Origin of the sequence: Streptomyces collinus (assembly GCF_031348265.1) — a bacterium.
In the GTDB taxonomy this organism is placed as follows: Bacteria; Actinomycetota; Actinomycetes; order Streptomycetales; family Streptomycetaceae; genus Streptomyces; species Streptomyces collinus.
Genome location: NZ_CP133771.1, coordinates 4416721 through 4433644, shown reverse-complemented (window position 1 = coordinate 4433644; position 16924 = coordinate 4416721). Strand labels below are relative to the sequence as shown.

General features: G+C 68.9%; 13 protein-coding genes. 4 read left to right on the top strand and 9 right to left on the bottom strand.

All coding sequences use genetic code 11. The annotated features are described in order from the left end of the window. Positions 1 to 134: 134 nt before the first annotated feature. From RFN52_RS20135 to RFN52_RS20125, 3 genes are all read left to right on the top strand, one after another. On the top strand, positions 135 to 1211 hold the full coding sequence (locus RFN52_RS20135; RefSeq protein WP_104779124.1) for a ParA family protein: 1077 nt from the start codon (positions 135 to 137) through the stop codon (positions 1209 to 1211). Next, positions 1208 to 2308: a ParB/RepB/Spo0J family partition protein gene (locus RFN52_RS20130; RefSeq protein WP_184847975.1), complete on the top strand. Its 1101-nt coding sequence runs from the start codon at positions 1208 to 1210 to the stop codon at positions 2306 to 2308. Before RFN52_RS20135 ends, RFN52_RS20130 begins: the two co-directional genes overlap by 4 nt. Positions 2309 to 2632: 324 nt before the next feature. Continuing rightward, positions 2633 to 3250: a GNAT family N-acetyltransferase gene (locus tag RFN52_RS20125; RefSeq protein ID WP_033309896.1), complete on the top strand. Its 618-nt coding sequence runs from the start codon at positions 2633 to 2635 to the stop codon at positions 3248 to 3250. A gap of 89 nt (positions 3251 to 3339) precedes the next feature. On the opposite strand, the gene trxA is transcribed toward RFN52_RS20125, so the two are convergent. From trxA to RFN52_RS20090, 7 genes are all read right to left on the bottom strand, one after another. Further along, positions 3340 to 3672 carry a thioredoxin gene (gene trxA / locus RFN52_RS20120; protein ID WP_030847066.1) on the bottom strand — a complete coding sequence of 111 codons (333 nt, stop codon included), beginning with the start codon at positions 3670 to 3672 and terminating at the stop codon, positions 3340 to 3342. 45 nt (positions 3673 to 3717) lie between these two features. Next, positions 3718 to 4686, bottom strand: a complete 969-nt coding sequence (trxB, locus tag RFN52_RS20115; RefSeq protein WP_184847974.1) for a thioredoxin-disulfide reductase — start codon at positions 4684 to 4686, stop codon at positions 3718 to 3720. A 165-nt stretch (positions 4687 to 4851) separates the two neighbouring features. Beyond that, the gene (locus tag RFN52_RS20110; protein ID WP_184847973.1) at positions 4852 to 5775 is read right to left on the bottom strand and encodes an anti-sigma factor family protein; all 924 of its coding nucleotides are present in this window, start codon (positions 5773 to 5775) and stop codon (positions 4852 to 4854) included. Next, positions 5772 to 6497, bottom strand: a complete 726-nt coding sequence (sigM, locus tag RFN52_RS20105) for an RNA polymerase sigma factor SigM (RefSeq protein WP_184847972.1) — start codon at positions 6495 to 6497, stop codon at positions 5772 to 5774. Before sigM ends, RFN52_RS20110 begins: the two co-directional genes overlap by 4 nt. Positions 6498 to 6524: 27 nt before the next feature. Further along, positions 6525 to 8216, bottom strand: a complete 1692-nt coding sequence (locus tag RFN52_RS20100; RefSeq protein ID WP_184847971.1) for a protein kinase family protein — start codon at positions 8214 to 8216, stop codon at positions 6525 to 6527. 140 nt (positions 8217 to 8356) lie between these two features. Beyond that, positions 8357 to 10669 (bottom strand): murein biosynthesis integral membrane protein MurJ, encoded by a 2313-nt coding sequence (gene murJ / locus RFN52_RS20095; protein WP_184847970.1) that lies wholly within the window; start codon positions 10667 to 10669, stop codon positions 8357 to 8359. Positions 10670 to 10712: 43 nt separating this feature from the next. Continuing rightward, positions 10713 to 13118 (bottom strand): DUF6049 family protein, encoded by a 2406-nt coding sequence (locus RFN52_RS20090; RefSeq protein ID WP_184847969.1) that lies wholly within the window; start codon positions 13116 to 13118, stop codon positions 10713 to 10715. Between the two features lie 267 nt (positions 13119 to 13385). Here RFN52_RS20090 and RFN52_RS20085 point away from each other — a divergent pair, with 267 nt between their 5' ends. Continuing rightward, positions 13386 to 14831, top strand: coding sequence for a CCA tRNA nucleotidyltransferase (locus RFN52_RS20085; RefSeq protein ID WP_184847968.1), 1446 nt, complete (start codon positions 13386 to 13388; stop codon positions 14829 to 14831). 118 nt (positions 14832 to 14949) lie between these two features. On the opposite strand, the gene RFN52_RS20080 is transcribed toward RFN52_RS20085, so the two are convergent. Together RFN52_RS20080 and RFN52_RS20075 are read right to left on the bottom strand one after the other, a co-directional pair. Next, on the bottom strand, positions 14950 to 15462 hold the full coding sequence (locus tag RFN52_RS20080; RefSeq protein WP_184847967.1) for an LppU/SCO3897 family protein: 513 nt from the start codon (positions 15460 to 15462) through the stop codon (positions 14950 to 14952). 123 nt (positions 15463 to 15585) lie between these two features. Continuing rightward, entirely contained in the window at positions 15586 to 16848 is a 1263-nt protein-coding gene (locus tag RFN52_RS20075; protein WP_184847966.1) for an MFS transporter, read from the bottom strand. Between the last annotated feature and the right edge of the window lie 76 nt (positions 16849 to 16924).

Sequence of the window (16924 nt, the reverse complement as noted above, 5' to 3'; positions counted from 1 at the left end):
TCAGTCGTGGCCGCGCCGCGGCCGAACCCCGCGACCGCAAGCCTCTTGGTTCACTCGATGAGGGACCTGAGGTATCCACAGAGGTGGATTTCTCCACAGAACGACAGGCCTCACTGGTTCACGACCCCGAAGACATGGGAGGCTCTGTTCATTGCGAGCCTGAAGTCGAGGAGAGTGAATCCTTGCGGTCCGACGCCAACATCGCGGGACCGATGACCGATCCGGTCCCCGGTCCCCGTACCGAGTCGATGGGGGCGGATGTTTCACGTGAAACACCGCCTCCGATGGACGACACTCCCATCGGTCGTGCCGCCCAACTGGCGGTGGAGGCTCTGGGTCGTGCCGGCGAGGGCCTGCCACGGCCCGAGCAGACCCGAATCATCGTGGTCGCCAACCAGAAGGGTGGTGTGGGCAAGACAACGACGACCGTCAACCTTGCCGCTTCCCTGGCGCTGCACGGTGGCCGGGTCCTGGTGGTCGACCTCGACCCACAGGGCAATGCGTCCACGGCGCTGGGGATCGACCACCACGCCGAAGTCCCTTCCATCTACGACGTGTTGGTCGACAGCAGGCCGCTCTCCGAGGTGGTCCAGCCGGTTCCTGACGTCGAGGGCCTCTTCTGCGCTCCTGCCACGATCGATCTCGCCGGTGCGGAGATCGAGCTGGTGTCCCTGGTGGCACGGGAGAGCAGGCTTCAGCGTGCGATCCAGGCATACGAGCAGCCGTTGGACTACATCCTCATCGACTGCCCGCCCTCCCTCGGTCTCCTGACGGTCAATGCGCTGGTGGCGGGCCAGGAAGTTCTGATCCCCATCCAGTGCGAGTACTACGCGCTGGAAGGCCTCGGGCAGCTGCTACGCAACGTCGACCTGGTGCGGGGGCACCTCAACCCCGCCCTTCATGTGTCGACCATCCTGCTCACCATGTACGACGGCCGGACGCGGCTCGCGTCCCAGGTCGCGGAAGAGGTGCGCACCCACTTCGGTGACGAGGTGCTGCGGACGAGCATTCCCCGCTCCGTCCGCATCTCGGAGGCGCCGAGTTATGGGCAGACGGTACTGACTTACGATCCTGGATCGAGTGGTGCCCTCTCCTACCTTGAGGCGGCACGAGAGATCGCGCTGAAGGGCGTCGGCATCAGCTATGACGCGACGCACGCCCATATCGGCGTACAGCAGAACGACCCGAGCATGGTGGAGGGCATTCAGTGAGCGAGCGACGAAGGGGGCTGGGCCGTGGTCTCGGCGCACTGATCCCTGCTGCGCCGACGGAGAAGTCGGTGGCTCAGGCTGCGGCGGGGAACGCTGCTTCCTCATCCCCTGCGGCAGTTCCTGTCCTGCCGAACGATCGTGGGGTGGCCGCGGCGAAGGTAGCGACGCTGCCGACTGTTTCACGTGAAACAGAGGAGTCGGTGCAGCCGACTGCTCCCGCCGCGCCTGCGGCGCCCATCGGCGCGCACTTTGCCGAGATCCCGCTCGACTCCATCACGCCGAACCCGCGCCAGCCGCGTGAGGTATTCGACGAGGACGCGCTGCACGAGCTCATCACCTCCATCAAGGAAGTGGGGCTCCTCCAGCCGGTCGTCGTACGGCAGGTGGGTCCCGCCCGCTACGAGCTCATCATGGGTGAGCGTCGGTGGCGCGCCTGCCGTGAGGCGGGTCTGGAGGCGATCCCGGCGATCGTACGGGCAACGGAGGACGAGAAGCTCCTTCTGGACGCTCTCCTGGAGAACCTGCACCGCGCCCAGCTGAACCCCCTGGAAGAGGCAGCAGCCTATGACCAGCTGCTGAGGGACTTCAGCTGCACCCACGACCAGCTGGCCGACCGCATCGGCCGGTCCCGGCCGCAGGTCTCCAACACCCTGCGTCTGCTGAAGCTCTCGCCGGCCGTGCAGCGCCGGGTCGCCGCCGGGGTGCTCTCCGCGGGCCACGCCCGGGCACTGATCTCCGTCGAGGACTCGGAGGAGCAGGACCGGCTGGCCCACCGCATCGTGGCCGAAGGCCTCTCGGTGCGGGCCGTCGAGGAGATCGTGACCCTGATGGGGTCGCGGCCCCAGAAGGCTCAGAAGTCCAAGGGCCCGCGTGCCGGTGCCCGGGTCTCTCCCGCCCTGTCCGACCTCGCCACGCGGCTGTCCGACCGCTTCGAGACACGCGTGAAGGTCGACCTGGGGCAGAAGAAGGGCAAGATCACCGTCGAGTTCGCTTCGATGGAGGATCTTGAGCGGATCCTCGGCTCACTCGCCCCTGGCGAAGGGCCGGTCCTCCAGAAGGGTCTCCTGGAGGGCGACCCCGAGGAGAGCGAGTCCTGAGCCTCCGGCAAGGAGCATCTGCTGTGCAGGAGACAGAGCGGGCCGTGTCCGGTGTGTGCCGGAACGTGGCTCGTTCTTTCCTTTCTGGCGGTATCGATGGAATCGCATCGTCGATACGATGCGTTGGGGTACGGCGCAGCCACTTGGCAGCACCTCTGAGAGGGAGGCAGGGGCCATGCGAACCATGAGCCGCACCGGACTGGTGAGCACCGGTTTGGGGCTGGGAGCGGTCGGTGGGTTCATCGGCAGTCTCCTCAGGGAACGGAGCGCTCTGACAGCCGCCCGCGATGCGGCGGCTGGCGAAGGAAGCGAGGATCAGCCTTCATGGGCCGCCGGCTCGTACCGCTCACGCTGGACAACCTCCAGGACCTGCCCAAGCGTTGCCGCTCGTGTGTCTTCTGGGAACTCGACCCAGTCAGCGGTGAGGCCGCGGTAAAGGCGGGCACAGCGGCTTCGGAGAAGGAAGCCTGGATCTCGGCGGTTTTGTTGGACTGGGGATCCTGCGGACGGGTCGTGTATGTCGACGACGTGCCGGTGGGCTTCGTGCTCTACGCCCCGCCTGCCTATGTCCCTCGCTCCACGGCGTTTCCCACGAGTCCCGTCTCCCCTGATGCGGTACAGCTGATCACCGCGTTCATCGTGCCGGGCTACCAAGGGCAGGGGCTGGGCCGGGTGATGGTGCAGACGGTCGCCAAGGATCTGCTAAGACGCGGGTTCAAGGCGATCGAGGCCTTCGGAGATGCGCGCTGGAAGGAACCCGCCTGCGTGCTGCCCGCCGATCATCTGCTGGCGGTCGGCTTCAAGACGGTCCGCCAGCACCCCGCCCATCCCCGGCTGAGGCTGGAACTGAGGTCGACGCTCTCCTGGAAGGAAGACGTCGAGATGGCGCTGGACCGGCTCCTGGGTGCCGTGCAGAAGGAGCCGGCCCTGCGGCCGCTGTAGAGCAACCAAACGAATGGGCCAACCCTGCCGGGTTGGCCCATTCGTGTTTCACGTGAAACATGCATCGCCCGTGCGACGGTTCAGCCGATTCACTCGGCGATGAACTCCTCGAGGTCGCGAACGATCGCGGCCTTCGGCTTCGCGCCCACGATGGTCTTGGCGACCTCGCCACCCTGGTAGACGTTCAGAGTCGGGATGGACATGACGCCGTACTTGGCGGCCGTACCCGGGTTCTCGTCGATGTTCAGCTTGACGATCTCGATCTTGTCGCCGTACTCGGAGGCGATGGCCTCGAGGGACGGCGCGATCTGGCGGCAAGGACCGCACCAGGCGGCCCAGAAGTCCACCAGAACAGGCTTGTCGCTCTTCAGGACGTCCTGCTCGAAGGAGTCGTCGGTCACGTTCTTCAGGGTGCCGGCCACGGAGGGCTCCTTAACTGGTTGGTGCGTGGGGCGGGTAGAGAGAGGTCAGACAGAGGTCTTCTCGGGCTCGGGCTGCTCCTCGTCCGCCAGGGCGGCGAGGTAGCGCTCGGCGTCGAGAGCTGCGGAGCAGCCGGTCCCGGCCGCGGTGATCGCCTGACGGTAGGTGTGGTCGACCACGTCGCCGGCACCGAAGACGCCGGTCAGGTTCGTGCGCGTCGACGGCGCTTCCACCTTCAGGTAGCCCTCTTCGTCCAGCTCGAGCTGACCCTTGAAGAGCTCGGTGCGCGGGTCGTGGCCGATGGCGATGAACAGCCCGGTCACCGGCAGGTCCGAGATCTCACCGGTCTTGAGGTTGCGCAGCTTCAGACCCGAGAGCTTCGGGTCGCCCTGGATCTCGGCGACCTCGCTGTCCCACACGAAGTTGATCTTCGGGTCGGCGAAGGCGCGCTCCTGCATGGCCTTGGAGGCGCGCAGGGTGTCGCGGCGGTGGACGACGGTCACGGACTTGGCGAACCGCGAGAGGAAGGTGGCCTCCTCCATCGCGGTGTCGCCACCACCGATCACGGCGATGTCCTGGTCCTTGAAGAAGAACCCGTCACAGGTGGCGCACCACGACACGCCACGGCCGGAGAGCGCGTCCTCGTTCGGCAGACCCAGCTTGCGGTGCTGCGAGCCGGTGGTGACGATGACGGCCTTGGCCTGGTGGACGGTGCCGGCCGTGTCCGTGACGGTCTTGATCTCACCGCTCAGATCGACGGCCACGATGTCGTCCGGGACGAGCTCGGCTCCGAAGCGCTCCGCCTGGGCGCGCATGTTGTCCATGAGATCAGGGCCCATGATGCCGTCCCGGAAGCCCGGGAAGTTCTCGACGTCCGTGGTGTTCATGAGCGCGCCACCAGCGGTGACGGCACCCTCGAACACCAGCGGCTTCAGCGACGCGCGCGCGGTGTAGAGCGCCGCCGTGTAGCCGGCGGGCCCGGAGCCGATGATGATCACGTTACGGACGTCGCTCACGGCTTGTTTCCTCGTCTCTGGACTGCGTCGGTCGAGCGGTGCGAGTTCTCTATGACCTCTCACCCCACCCAACGGATCCTAAGGGGCGCGCATTCCCGCTGTGTCCGGGCACACGGAGATGCGTCGCCCTGCGGTGAGCGCGCAGGGCGAGGACGAAGCGTTGGCTCAGGCAGCCGGGTAGGTGCGCTTCAGGAGCACCTTGCCGGCGGCGGTGGGCGCCTCGTGATCCACACAGGTCGCGTCAACGATGTAGGCGGTGACCCGAGTGGCGTCGGCTGCGTCGGGAAGCAGCACGAGCATGGCCTTCTTCCCTTGATAGGTGCCGTCCTCGGTGGCCAGGGCCGCCTCGTCGCGTCCGATGCCGTCGCGGACGCAGCCGGGCACCACGACCTCCTTGAGGACCTTCGGCTGGTTGGTGCCGGGAGCCGTTGCCGCGCCGAAGGGAGTGCGGGAGCCGCCGCCCTTGGTCTTGTTCTCGGCCAGGAGACCGGTGACCTGTTCCGGCAGCTTCCCTTCGGAGAAGGTGTCCGCCGCCGTGGTCTGCCGTTCGCCTGCCGTTCCGGTGGGAGGCTTGTTGTCGCCGAGCGACGTCAGCAGGACGGATCCCAGACCCAAGGCGGCCACGGTGAAGACGGTCCCCAGGACGGCGATCCTTCGGCGGCCGTTGCGCGGGCGGCTCTTACGGCCCGGACCGGTGGTGGAGGAACGGGGACGGCCGACAGGCCGGTCGGGGGCCGTCGATGTTTCACGTGAAACATGCGCATCGCTGTCGTCCTCGGAGGTGGAACCGGGAGCGCTCACCGGCTCCGGGCTCTCTGTGGCCTCCGGTTCCGCGGCGTTCAGCAGGGCCTCGGCGGCGAGAGCGGCGTCGATGCGGCCCGCGACATCGGCGGGCATGTGAGGCGCGCCTGGCAGTGTGCCGAGCAACCCGCGGATCTCCTCCAGGGAGCTGTAGACGTCCGCACAGAGCTCGCAGTCGTCCAGGTGCCGGCGCAGGTCGGTGGTCCGGGCCGGTGGGAGGAGACCCTCGGCGAGGTCGGAGATCTCCGCGACGTCCGGGTGCCCGGCCATGTCTGTCGTCGACGTCACGCTCGTCCACCTCCGCCCTTCACTGCAGCTGAGTCGCTCGGTCCTGTGTCCGGGGGTTCCGCTCGGCGCGGTCCCGCTGCGGGTGGGACGGTCGGTCCCTGCGTCCGGTTCCGTTCTCCGCCCGGGTTCTTGCCCTCACCGCTGTCGTCCTGCCGTAGATGGGTGAGCAGCGGCAGGAGCCTGGCTCTTCCGCGCGCGCATCTGCTCTTCACTGTGCCGGTGGGCACGTCGAGGATGCGGGCCGCCTCCGCGACCGGGTAGCCCTGCATGTCCACCAGGACGAGCGCGGCACGCTGGTCGGCCGGCAGGGTCCCCAGGGCTTCGATGAGCTGCCGGTGGAGATCGTTGCGCTCGGCAGGTGCCGAGGCCGACTCGTGCGGCTCCAGCAGCTGCTCCAGGCGCTCGGTGTCGTCGACGGGGGAGGTCTTCCGCGAGGCCGCCTTGCGGGCGCGGTCCAGGCAGGCGTTCACCGTGATCCTGTGCAGCCACGTTGTGACGGCCGACTGGCCCCGGAAGGTATGGGCGGCCCGGTAGGCGGACACGAGGGCGTCCTGTACGGCATCAGCGGCCTCCTCGCGGTCGCCCAGCGTCCGCAGGGCGACGGCCCAGAGCCGGTCACGATGTCGTCGCACGATCTCGGCGAAGGTGTCGGGGTCGCCTTCGACATGCCGGGCGAGCAGATCCTGATCGCTCACTCCGTCATATCCGGTGCCGTCTGCCATCGGCCTCCTTCCTCGAGGCAGATGCCGTCAGCTGGTCACCTTGATGTCCACGACCCGCCCCCGGTAGTTGCCTTCCGCCGTCAGCGGCAGCTTGGTCAGCCACACCAGGAGGTACCGGCTCTTGAGGGACTCGCTGGGCTTGAGGGCCACGGTAGTACCCGAGCCCTGGGCGACCTTGGTGTAGCCGTCGAGCGACTGGGGCTGCGTCGCGGCGCCACTGGCGGCCCGCAGCTCCACGGAGGTGTCCCCCTTGAAGGAGACCGTCACTTTCCCGACATCCTGAACCTTGCCCAGGTCGAGAATGACGCCAACACCGGACTTCAGCCGGCCGAAGTCGGCGCTCCTATAGAAGCTGGTCTCCCAGTAGGTGCCTGGGACGTTGTCGTAGAGGCGGTCTATTTCATCCGGATTCTCGGAGCCGTCATTGCCCAGCGGGTCGAAATCCTGGGCGCCCTTGATGGCGATCGGCTTGCTGATCGGCTTCTTCGGGCTCTTGTCGTTCCCGTCGTTCGTCTGCGTCTGGCCGGGGTCCTCGGTCTTGCCGCCCTGGTCCATCAGGGCGTCCGCGAGCTGCCAGCTGCCAAGACCCAGAGCGGCGATCAGGAGTGCCGAGACGGCCCACTTCAGGGCCTTGCCCGTGCGGCTCTGGAGCGGGGGCGGCGGAGACGTGATCGGCTGGGTGACGCCGGGGTGCGGGCCCTGACGGCCGTAGGTGCCCTGCTGGTACGTCGTGCGCTGGTACTCGGGCGGGGCGGTGAACGCCGGCTCCGGCGGGCGGATGCGGGGCATCTCGCCGATCGCCTTCACCAACTCCTCAGGCGTGGTGCACGGCGACTCGTGGCGCGAGGCGGTGGCACCGTCGTTGGCGAGGGCGCGCATCGAGAGCTCGGACAGACCGCGGTGCACACCGGCCCGCACCTGGTCGGGCGCGATCAGGCCGATGTCCTTCGGCAGGCCCGACAGACCGTAGGCGTCGCTCTCGTACGGCCAGCGCTGCGTGAGCGCCGCGTACAGCAGCGCGCCGATGGCCTCGGTGTCGGTGCGCTGCGGGGTGTCGGACGCGACGCCGCGCAGGGCGGCGTTGACGGCGAGGCCGCGGATGCGCCACTGGCCGGTCGAGGCGCGCAGTACGGCGTTGGGGTTCAGCCGCAGATGGGCCAGGCCCTCACGGTGGGCCGCGGCCATGGCGGAGGAGACCTGACTGACCATCTGGTAGGCGTCATAGGGCTCCAGGGGCCCGGAGGCGAGGAGCGTGGTCAGTTCCGTGGCGTCGGGGAGCCACTCGTGGACGACGTAGACGACGTCGTTCTCCTCCACCGCGTCCAGCACCTGGACGAAGCGAGGGTCACCCAGCAGGGCGGAGGAGCGGGCGGCCGCCAGGACGGAGCGGGCTCGCGAGTGGTCGGCGGGCAGGATGTGCACGCCGACAGCACGGCGGAGCTTCTCGTCCACGGCACGCCAACTGCTGAAACCGTCCAGACGGGTGACGCACTCCTCGAGGCGGTAGCGTCTGGCCAGTTTGTGACCACTGTGCAGTTCTGGCGGCGAGGTCGATCCGGCACCGTCGGTCCGGGTGCTCTCCTGTACCTCGTCGCTGTCCGTGTCCCGCTCCCGGTTCTTGGCCACCCCGTCGGCCGTGGACTGGTCCGCCTGCGCGGTCAGCGACGTGTCGTCGCTGTTGTCTGCCACGTCGACGGCAGCCGTACTCCGTTCCGCCACCGTCGTTCCTGCCTCCCCATCCATTGCGCGCCGGCCGGCATCCAATGCGCGCCGTCCGAAGCCGAAACCAATTGTGCCCACAGTCCGCCGCTATGCACGACACACGGTGGCTGACGATGGTTGTGCGCCTACCCCCCGACTCAGCGTCCCAGGCGTCCGCGGACCATGCCGACCAGCGAGTTGAGTTCCTCGATGCGCATGCGGCGGGCGGCGACGAAGAAGATCCCGAGCAGCACGGCGCCGCCTGCGAGGACCGCGGCGAGCGAGCCTGCCGGGCCTTGGCCGAGCGAATGGCCGATGCCGTAGCAGGCCGCGCCGCTGAGCAGGGCGGCCGGGACCGACGCGATGCACAGCCGGGCGTAAGTCCGCAGGACGCGGGCGCCGTCGAGGTCCCCGCCGAGGCGCTTGCGCAGTCGGCGCCAGGCGACGCCGACGCCGATCGCGTAGGCCAGGCCGTACGAGGCGGCCATGCCGACCACGGCCCAGCGGGACGGGATGACGAAGTAGCAGATCGCCGAGGCGCCCGCGTTGACCGCGGCCACGATGACCGTGTTGTAGAAGGGAGTTCGGGTGTCCTCATAGGCGTAGAAGGCACGCAGGACCACGTACTGCACCGAGTACGGGATCAGGCCGAGCCCGAACGCCATCAGCATGAAGCCCATGTTGGTGGCCTCGCTGGTGCCGGACGAGCCGAACATCAGCGTGCACATCGGGATGCCGAGGGAGAGGAACCCGAACGCGATCGGCACGATCGCGACCGCCGTGGTGCGCAAGCCCTGGGAGATGTCGTCGCGGACGGCGCCCCCGTCGCCCTCGACCGCCGAGCGTGACAGGCGCGGCAGCAGGGCGGCCATGAGGGAGACCGTGATGATGGCCTGTGGCAGGCCCCAGATCAGCTGTGCGTTGGCGTAGGCGGCGAAACCGGTGCCGTCGACCGGCGAGGCCTTGCCCGCGGCGGTGGACAGCTGGATGACGATCATGGCGCCCGCCTGGTTGGCGAGGACGAACAGGACCGTCCACTTGGCCAGCGTGATGGCCTTGCCGAGGCCCTGGCCCTTCCAGTCGAAGCGCAGCCGCAGTCGGAAACCGGTCTCGCGCAGGTAGGGGATCATCGCCAGCGCCTGGACCACGAGGCCGAGCAGGACGCCGATGCCCAGCAGGCGCTGGCCCTCCGGTGGGATGGTCGTGGCCTTCATCCCGGAGTCGGCCGCGGTGCCGTAGACGTAGATGAACATGCCCAGCGTCACGATGATGACGATGTTGTTCAGGACCGGGGTCCACATCATCGCGCCGAACTTGCCGCGGGCGTTGAGGATCTGGCCCATCACCACATGGATGCCCATGAAGAAGATCGTGGGCAGGAAGTACTGGGCGAAGGTGACGGCGACCTGGTTCGCGGCCGGGTCGCTGGCCACCGGGTCGGACAGCACGCGGATCAGGAGCGGAGCGCCGAGGACCGAGAGAGCGGTGAGTGCGCCGAGCGCCACGATGACCAGCGTGAGCAGGCGGTTGGCGTAGGCCTCGCCACCGTCGTCGTCCTCCTTCATGGCGCGCACGAGCTGCGGCACGAAGACGGAATTGAGACCGCCGCCGACGGTGAGGATGTAGATCATCGTCGGCAGCTGGTAGGCGACCTGGAAGGTGTCGCCGAGGAGACCCACGCCGAGAGCGGACACGATCAGTGCCGAGCGGATGAAGCCGGTGAGGCGGGAGACCATCGTGCCCGCCGCCATCACGGCGCTGGACTTCATCAGGCCCGCGGCGCGGCCGCCCTTCTTCGGGGCGGACGAGGCGGCGGGCTCGGGGGCCGGCGTCTCGTCCACGAGGGGCTGTGTCGCCGCGGCCCGGCCGGGCGCCGCGTACTGGTCCTGCGCCACGTACTGGTCCTGCGCCGCGTACGGGCTCTGTGCCGTCTGCCCCGGCGCCGGGGACGGGCCGGGCACCGACGGCGTCTCGTACGACGGGTGGCCGATGCTCTGCTGCTGATCCCGGAAGAGATGCGCGAACGCGTCCGGCTCCTGGCGAGGCTCACCCGCCTGGGAGACGAGGTCGTCCACTCCCACGAACTGGGTGGTGCGGGGATCGTCGCCGTACGGGAGATGCCGCGTCGGGCCCTCCGGCTCCGGCGCGGGCGTCTGCGCCCACACCTGCGGGTCGGGCGCGTACGGCGACTGCGGCGGCTGGCCGTACAGCTGCTGCTGCGGCTGGTACGTGCCGTGAGCGGGCGGCGGCTGCGCGGCCCGGTCGTACAGTGCCTCGCCGACGGGGTCCTGGGCGGAGAGGTCCTGGGCCCGGTACGGGTCCTGGCCGTAGGCGTCCTGGAGGTACATGTCCGCGGGTGGCTGCGGCGGCACCTGGCCGTGCTCGGGCGGTGAACCCTCGGGCCCGCCCGCATCGGGGTGACCCGGGCTGCCCGCGGCACGGCCGCGGTCACCGTCGTACGGCGCGTTCATGGTTACCCCACCTCATCGTCCCGGGCCCACCGGCCACGACTTCTCAACGGTCCACTCTCTCACCCGTGCCGGACGGGTCGGCGCTTTCCGCTGCGGTGTCCGGGGCCGGGTCACTCGGCTGCTCCGGGCCGTCCGCCCGGGAGCCGGCCTCGGTCTCCTGCTCAAGACGTGCGCCGGAGGTCTCCGGGTTCTGCTGGGCGTCGGCCTGGCTCTGCGGGCCGTCGGTCTCGGCGTCCGCCTCGGCCGTGTCGTCCTCCGCGGCCTCACGGGCGGCGGCGCGCTTGCGCTGCGTGTACATCCGGAAGCCCGCGAGGACCAAGAGCAGGACGCCACCGCCGATGACCAGCATCACCGTGGGTGTGACCTCGGTGACCCTCACGTCGAAGGTGACCGGGGCTCCGTACCTCTGGCCGTCCTCCGTGTACAGCTGGGCGACGACCTCCGCCTGGCCGTTGGCGTTGGCCGACGTGGTGAACTTCACCGACTGGGCGTGGCCGCCGTTGACGGTGACGGGCTGCTCCTCGTAGGCGTCTCCGCCGATCTTGAGTCGCGTGGGGTTCTTCGACGTGAGCCGCAGCTTCAGGTGCTCGACGCCTTGGACGAGGTTGTTCTGGACGGTCACGGGGATCATGGCACTGCGGCCGGAGAGCTTGGTCTCGGACTTCTGGATCAGCTTGACGCCGTCGATGAGCCCGTTGAGGTAGGACTCGATGCCATCGCGGTATCCGACCGCCGCGACGCCCCGGCCGCGCCACGACGTGGACATCTCGCGGTTCATGGCCCGCCCGAAGGGGGTCACCACTCGGGACTGGCGGGTGAGGATGACCTTGAACTTGTCGAGCTTGCTCTGTGTCCTGGCGATCTGCTCGAAGGCCGCCCGGGGCAGCTCCTGCTTGCGCAGCGAGGAGGGGTACGCGGAGGCCGGCGGCACCTTCGTGTTGGCAGCAGGGTCCGGCTTGGCCTTGGCGGCGGCCGTGAGGTCCTGCGACTCGGACCAGTTCCCGCCCTGGAGGGCCGCCAGTGCCTCCGCCATGGCCTGCGCCTGGCTCACGGACGGCATGCGCTGCGGGGCCACGACGACGCTGCGCTGCTTGCCGGTCTGGAGGCCGAGCGTGAGGCTCTGGGCCAGGAAGCGCTGCACGGCGAGTGTGGAGGCGGAGGCCTTCGTGAGGTCGCCCTGGAACGCCGTGGACATCCGGGAGTCCGCGACGACCGCCGTGGTGCCGCCGCCGATGGGCCGGGCCGCGGAGGGCGTGTACGACAGGTTGTCCTGGAGGCTGTCGCTGCGGGTGATGACCTTGTCGGCGCCCGCGGATGTGGCGACCTTCACGATCGAGGGGTCGACGGCGCCGTCCACCGGCCAGACGAAGTCCGTGGACGGCTTCCCGTGGAGGATCGTGTCCACCGTCTCGTCGGCGGCGTCGGTGGCTTCCTTGAGGTGGTTCAGCGAGCCGGTGACGCTCGTGCCGTTATGGGCGAGAGATGCCAGGTCGGGGTCGCCGAAGGGCAGGGCGGCCACCTCTTCGCCCGTGACCGCCTGCTGAAGCTCGGCCAGCCAGTGCTTGGCGACCTCCTGGTTCTTGCCGGGGGTGGTGCTGCCGTCCGCGCTGCGGACCTGGTAGCTCCCCGTCATCGCGTCGACAGACGCCAGCAGGTCCGGGTCGACCACCCATGTGACGTCGAGGCCCTTGCCCAGCGACACCATCTGGTCGAGACGGCCGCCCGGGGCGATCTCCTCGGCGAGCTCGTCATCACGGAAGACCGGCGTCTGCTGCTCGTTCGACCCCGTCTCGGCCGCCATGTGGGCGCTGGAGATCAGCGGCCACAGGATGGTGGTCTTCGTCTTCGTGCCCGGATCCTCCGGCTGCCACGGCAGGAAGGTGCGCTGGATGCCGAGTACCTGGTCCCAGGGCTGAGCCTTGGTCTCCCCGGAGAGCGCGACGGCCAGCTGGTAGACACCGTCGCCCCCGAGCTCCAGCTTGTCGGCCGGCACGGAGATGCTGAAGGGCTCCGCGACGCCGGGGGTGAGCGCGGAGAACTTCTCGGTGTACTTGCCGCCCACCTTCTCGCCGGAGGGCCCCTGGATGTCATCGCTCTTCTTGGCGAGGGTGTCGATCGCCGAGCGGGTTTCGAGAGGGGGCCCCACCTGCAGGTCGACGTGGGCGCCGGTGACCGTCTGCTTGCCGTTGTTGGTCACCGTGCCCGACACGGTGATGGTGTCCCCCTCGGAGGGGGCGCTGGGGCTGAGTGAGTCGACCGCGACCGATACCGAGCCCGCGCTGGAGGCAGCCTGCGGGGACTCCTGCCCTGCCGCGTCCGCCGGCGTCGCGGCGGGCAACTGGAGGAGTCCGGCCAGCAGAGGCGCACCGGCGAGCAGAGCCCCGGTGCGCCGCAGCCAGCGGCGGGCAGGTGAGGCACTGGTCCCCTGGAAGTCTGCCGCCTCGGCCACGCGCTCGTCCGTCCCTCGTCGTCGTCAGTGGTCGTCGGAATGTGCGTCCACGCATGGTAACGATGCGCGCTGAGGGGAAGTGCCGCGGTCCGCTCCACAAGATCGCGGGCCGCCACCCGTGCTGTCCGGTATGCGGCGGTATGGAGAGGAGAGGTTCGTTACGGCCCTGGAGCTCGGCTTGTGAGCCTATAACGGACGTGTCCCCATGCTTGTGCATGCGGAATAGGAGGAGCCCTCGTTGGCCCGGGCCACGTACCCTCTTCTGTTGTGCCGAACGCCAACGAAGAAACGTCCAGTGCCCTGAGCCAGGTGCAGCACCGTGCCGTGAGTGAACTGCTGCGGGTCGCTCCTGTCGCCGATGACCTCGCCCGCCGCTTTCAGGAGGCCGGGTTCTCACTTGCCCTCGTCGGCGGCTCGGTACGGGACGCGCTGCTGGGCCGGCTCGGCAATGATCTCGACTTCACGACGGATGCCCGTCCCGAGGACGTCCTCAAGATCGTGCGTCCGTGGGCGGACTCCGTCTGGGAGGTCGGGATCGCGTTCGGCACGGTGGGTGCCCACAAGGGCGGCTACCAGATCGAGGTGACCACCTACCGCTCGGAGGCCTACGACCGCACTTCGCGCAAGCCTGAGGTGTCGTACGGCGACTCCATCGAGCAGGACCTCGTCCGCCGTGACTTCACGGTGAACGCCATGGCGGTGGCGCTGCCGGAGAAGGAGTTCGTCGACCCGCACGGTGGGCTCGAGGATCTCGCGGCCCGTGTGCTGCGCACGCCCGGCACCCCGGAGGAGTCGTTCTCCGACGACCCGCTGCGGATGATGAGGGCCGCGCGGTTCGCGGCTCAGCTCGACTTCGAGGTCGCCCCCGAAGTCGTCACGGCGATGACGGAGATGGCCGAGCGCATCGAGATCGTCTCGGCCGAGCGGGTTCGGGACGAGCTGAACAAGCTGATCCTCTCCCAGCGGCCGCGCAAGGGCCTGACGCTGCTCGTCGAGACGGGCCTCGCCGAACGCGTTGTGCCCGAGCTGCCGGCCCTGCGCCTGGAGCGTGACGAGCACCACCGTCACAAGGACGTCTACGACCACTCGCTGATCGTCCTGGAGCAGGCGATGGCGCTGGAGGAGGACGGCCCCGACCTCACTCTCCGCCTGGCCGCTCTCCTGCACGACATCGGCAAGCCGCGCACGCGTCGCTTCGAGACGGACGGCCGGGTCTCGTTCCACCACCACGAGGTGGTCGGGGCGAAGATGACCAAGAAGCGCATGACGGCTCTGAAGTACTCCAACGAGCTGGTGAAGGACGTCTCGCGTCTGGTCGAACTCCACCTGCGCTTCCATGGTTATGGCACGGGCGAGTGGACGGACTCGGCGGTTCGTCGTTACGTCCGTGACGCCGGCCCGCTCCTCGACCGCCTCCACAAGCTGACCCGCTCGGACTGCACCACCCGCAACAAGCGCAAGGCGGCGGCCCTGTCGCGTGCGTACGACGGGCTGGAGGAGCGGATCGCCAAGCTGGAGGAGCAGGAGGAGCTGGACTCGATCCGCCCGGACCTCGACGGCAACCAGATCATGGAGATCCTCGGTGTCGGACCCGGCCCGGTCATCGGCCGCGCCTACCAGCACATGCTGGAGCTGCGCCTGGAGAACGGGCCGATGGAGCAGGACGCTGCGGTGGCCGCACTCAAGGAGTGGTGGGCCGGGCAGGAGAGCTGAGGCCGTGAAACGGGGTCATGTTTCACGTGAAACATGACCCCGCTGGAAACAGACGGCCAGCTGGAGACAGACCGAGGGGCGGTGTTTCACGTGAAACACCGCCCCTCGGTCTGTCTGCCTACTTCTTGTAGTCCTTCAGGCAGAGCAGGAAGTCCTTGCCGTCACCGCTCTCGGTGTACGTGTACTGGAAGTCCTTGGCCTCGGCTTCGCACTTGCTGGAGGCCAGCGTCTGCGTGAGGTACGAGCCCTCGATCTTGGCCAGCACCTTGAACTGGGCCTTGGCGTTGTCGCACGCGACGACTTCGAGGTCCGGGTTGTTGTCGCTGGTGCTGCCGCGGTGCATGCAGTCGCCGACAGCGGCCGTGTTGGCGTCGTCCCGGCTGGCTATGTAGCCGCCGATGGCCACGCCCGCCACGGCGATGACGATGACGATGTTCTTGATCGTCTTGAAGCTGACCTTGCGGCCGGACGGCTGCGGGGGAACCGGAGCGTACGGACCGGCGCCCTGGGGCGGGAAGCCGGGCTGCCCGGGCTGCTGGGGGTAACCGCCCTGGGGCGGGAACGGAGCCTGGGGTGCAGCCGCGGGCTGGCCCTGCGCGAATGGATTGCCCTGGGGCGGCGGAGTAGTCACTTGGTGGTCCCCCTAGAACATGGTGTGTGACGCGAACATGTCGCGAGATAAGACCCACGTAAGGTAGCGGTCCCAACTGACAACGCAGTAGCCGAAAATGGCTCTGTGTCATTGATGTGACACTTACTGGCGGCCAAACCGGGCCATAGTCACAGCTACTGCCGCGTAGGTAACGGCGATCGTGATCACGAGGGGCACGGATCGGCCGTCCGGTGGCAGCATCAGGGCGGCCACGGCGGCCGCGCCGACGAAGGAAACGTTGAAGAGGACGTCGTAGACCGAGAAGATCCGGCCACGGAAGCCGTCCTCGACGGAGGACTGGACGATGGTGTCCGTGGCGATCTTCGCGCCCTGAGTGGTCAGCCCCAGGACGAAGGCCGCGGCCAGCAGCGGGGCTGTGGCGAAGGGCAGCCCGAGAACGGGCTCCAGCAGCGCCGCGGCCCCGGCGCACACGATGATCCAGCGGCCGGGCCCCAGCCGCCCCGCGGCCCAGGGCGTCACCACGGCCGCCGCGAAGAAGCCGGCGCCGGAGACGCCCAACGCCAGCCCGAGCAGGGCGAGTCCGTCGTCCGTGCTCGAGGTGAGGGCGTACCGGCACAACATCAGCACCATGACCAGCAGGGCGCCGTAGCAGAACCGCATCAGCGACATCGCCACGAGCGCCCAGGCAGCCTCCCGGCGCTGCGGAGCGGCCAGATGGCGTACGCCCGCCGCCAGGTCGCGGGCGGTGTCCGTGAGAGCCGTTCCGATCCGCTCGCGCGCCAGCGGCCGGTCGGGGCCGAGGAGTTCCCGCGCCATGCCCAGCGACGCCAGGGCGGCACACAGATACAGCCCCGCTCCCACGAGCACGACAGCGGCGTCCGAGTCCGCCACCACCAGGCGCACGACGAAGGCAAGGCCGCCGCCCGCGGTCGCCGCCAGTGTTCCGGCCGTCGGGGAGAGGGAGTTGGCGATGACCAGGCGGTCGGCGTCGACCACGCGCGGCAGGGCGGCGGACAGGCCCGACAGGACGAAGCGGTTGACCGCGGTGACGCACAGAGCCGAGACGTAGAAGAGCCAGTCCGGAGCCGGGCTGAGGATCAGCAGGGCGGTCGCGGAGGCCAGGAGGGCGCGCAACAGGCTGCCGAAGAGCAGGACCTGGCGGCGCCGCCAACGGTCCAGCAGGACACCGGCGAAGGGGCCGACGAGGGAGTACGGGAGCAGGAGCACCGCCATCGCGGAGGCGACCGCGGCCGCCGAGGTCTGCTTCTCCGGCGAGAAGACCACGTACGCGGCGAGCGCGACCTGGTAGACACCGTCGGCACCCTGGGAGAGCAGGCGTACGGCGAGCAGGCGCCGGAAGCCCTGGAAGCGCAGAAGGACGCGCAGGTCACGGACGACGGCCATGCGGCACAGCCTCACATACGGGGAGGGTCCCCGGGTCGTACGACCCGGGGACCCTCACAGCCCTGGCAGGAGCGAC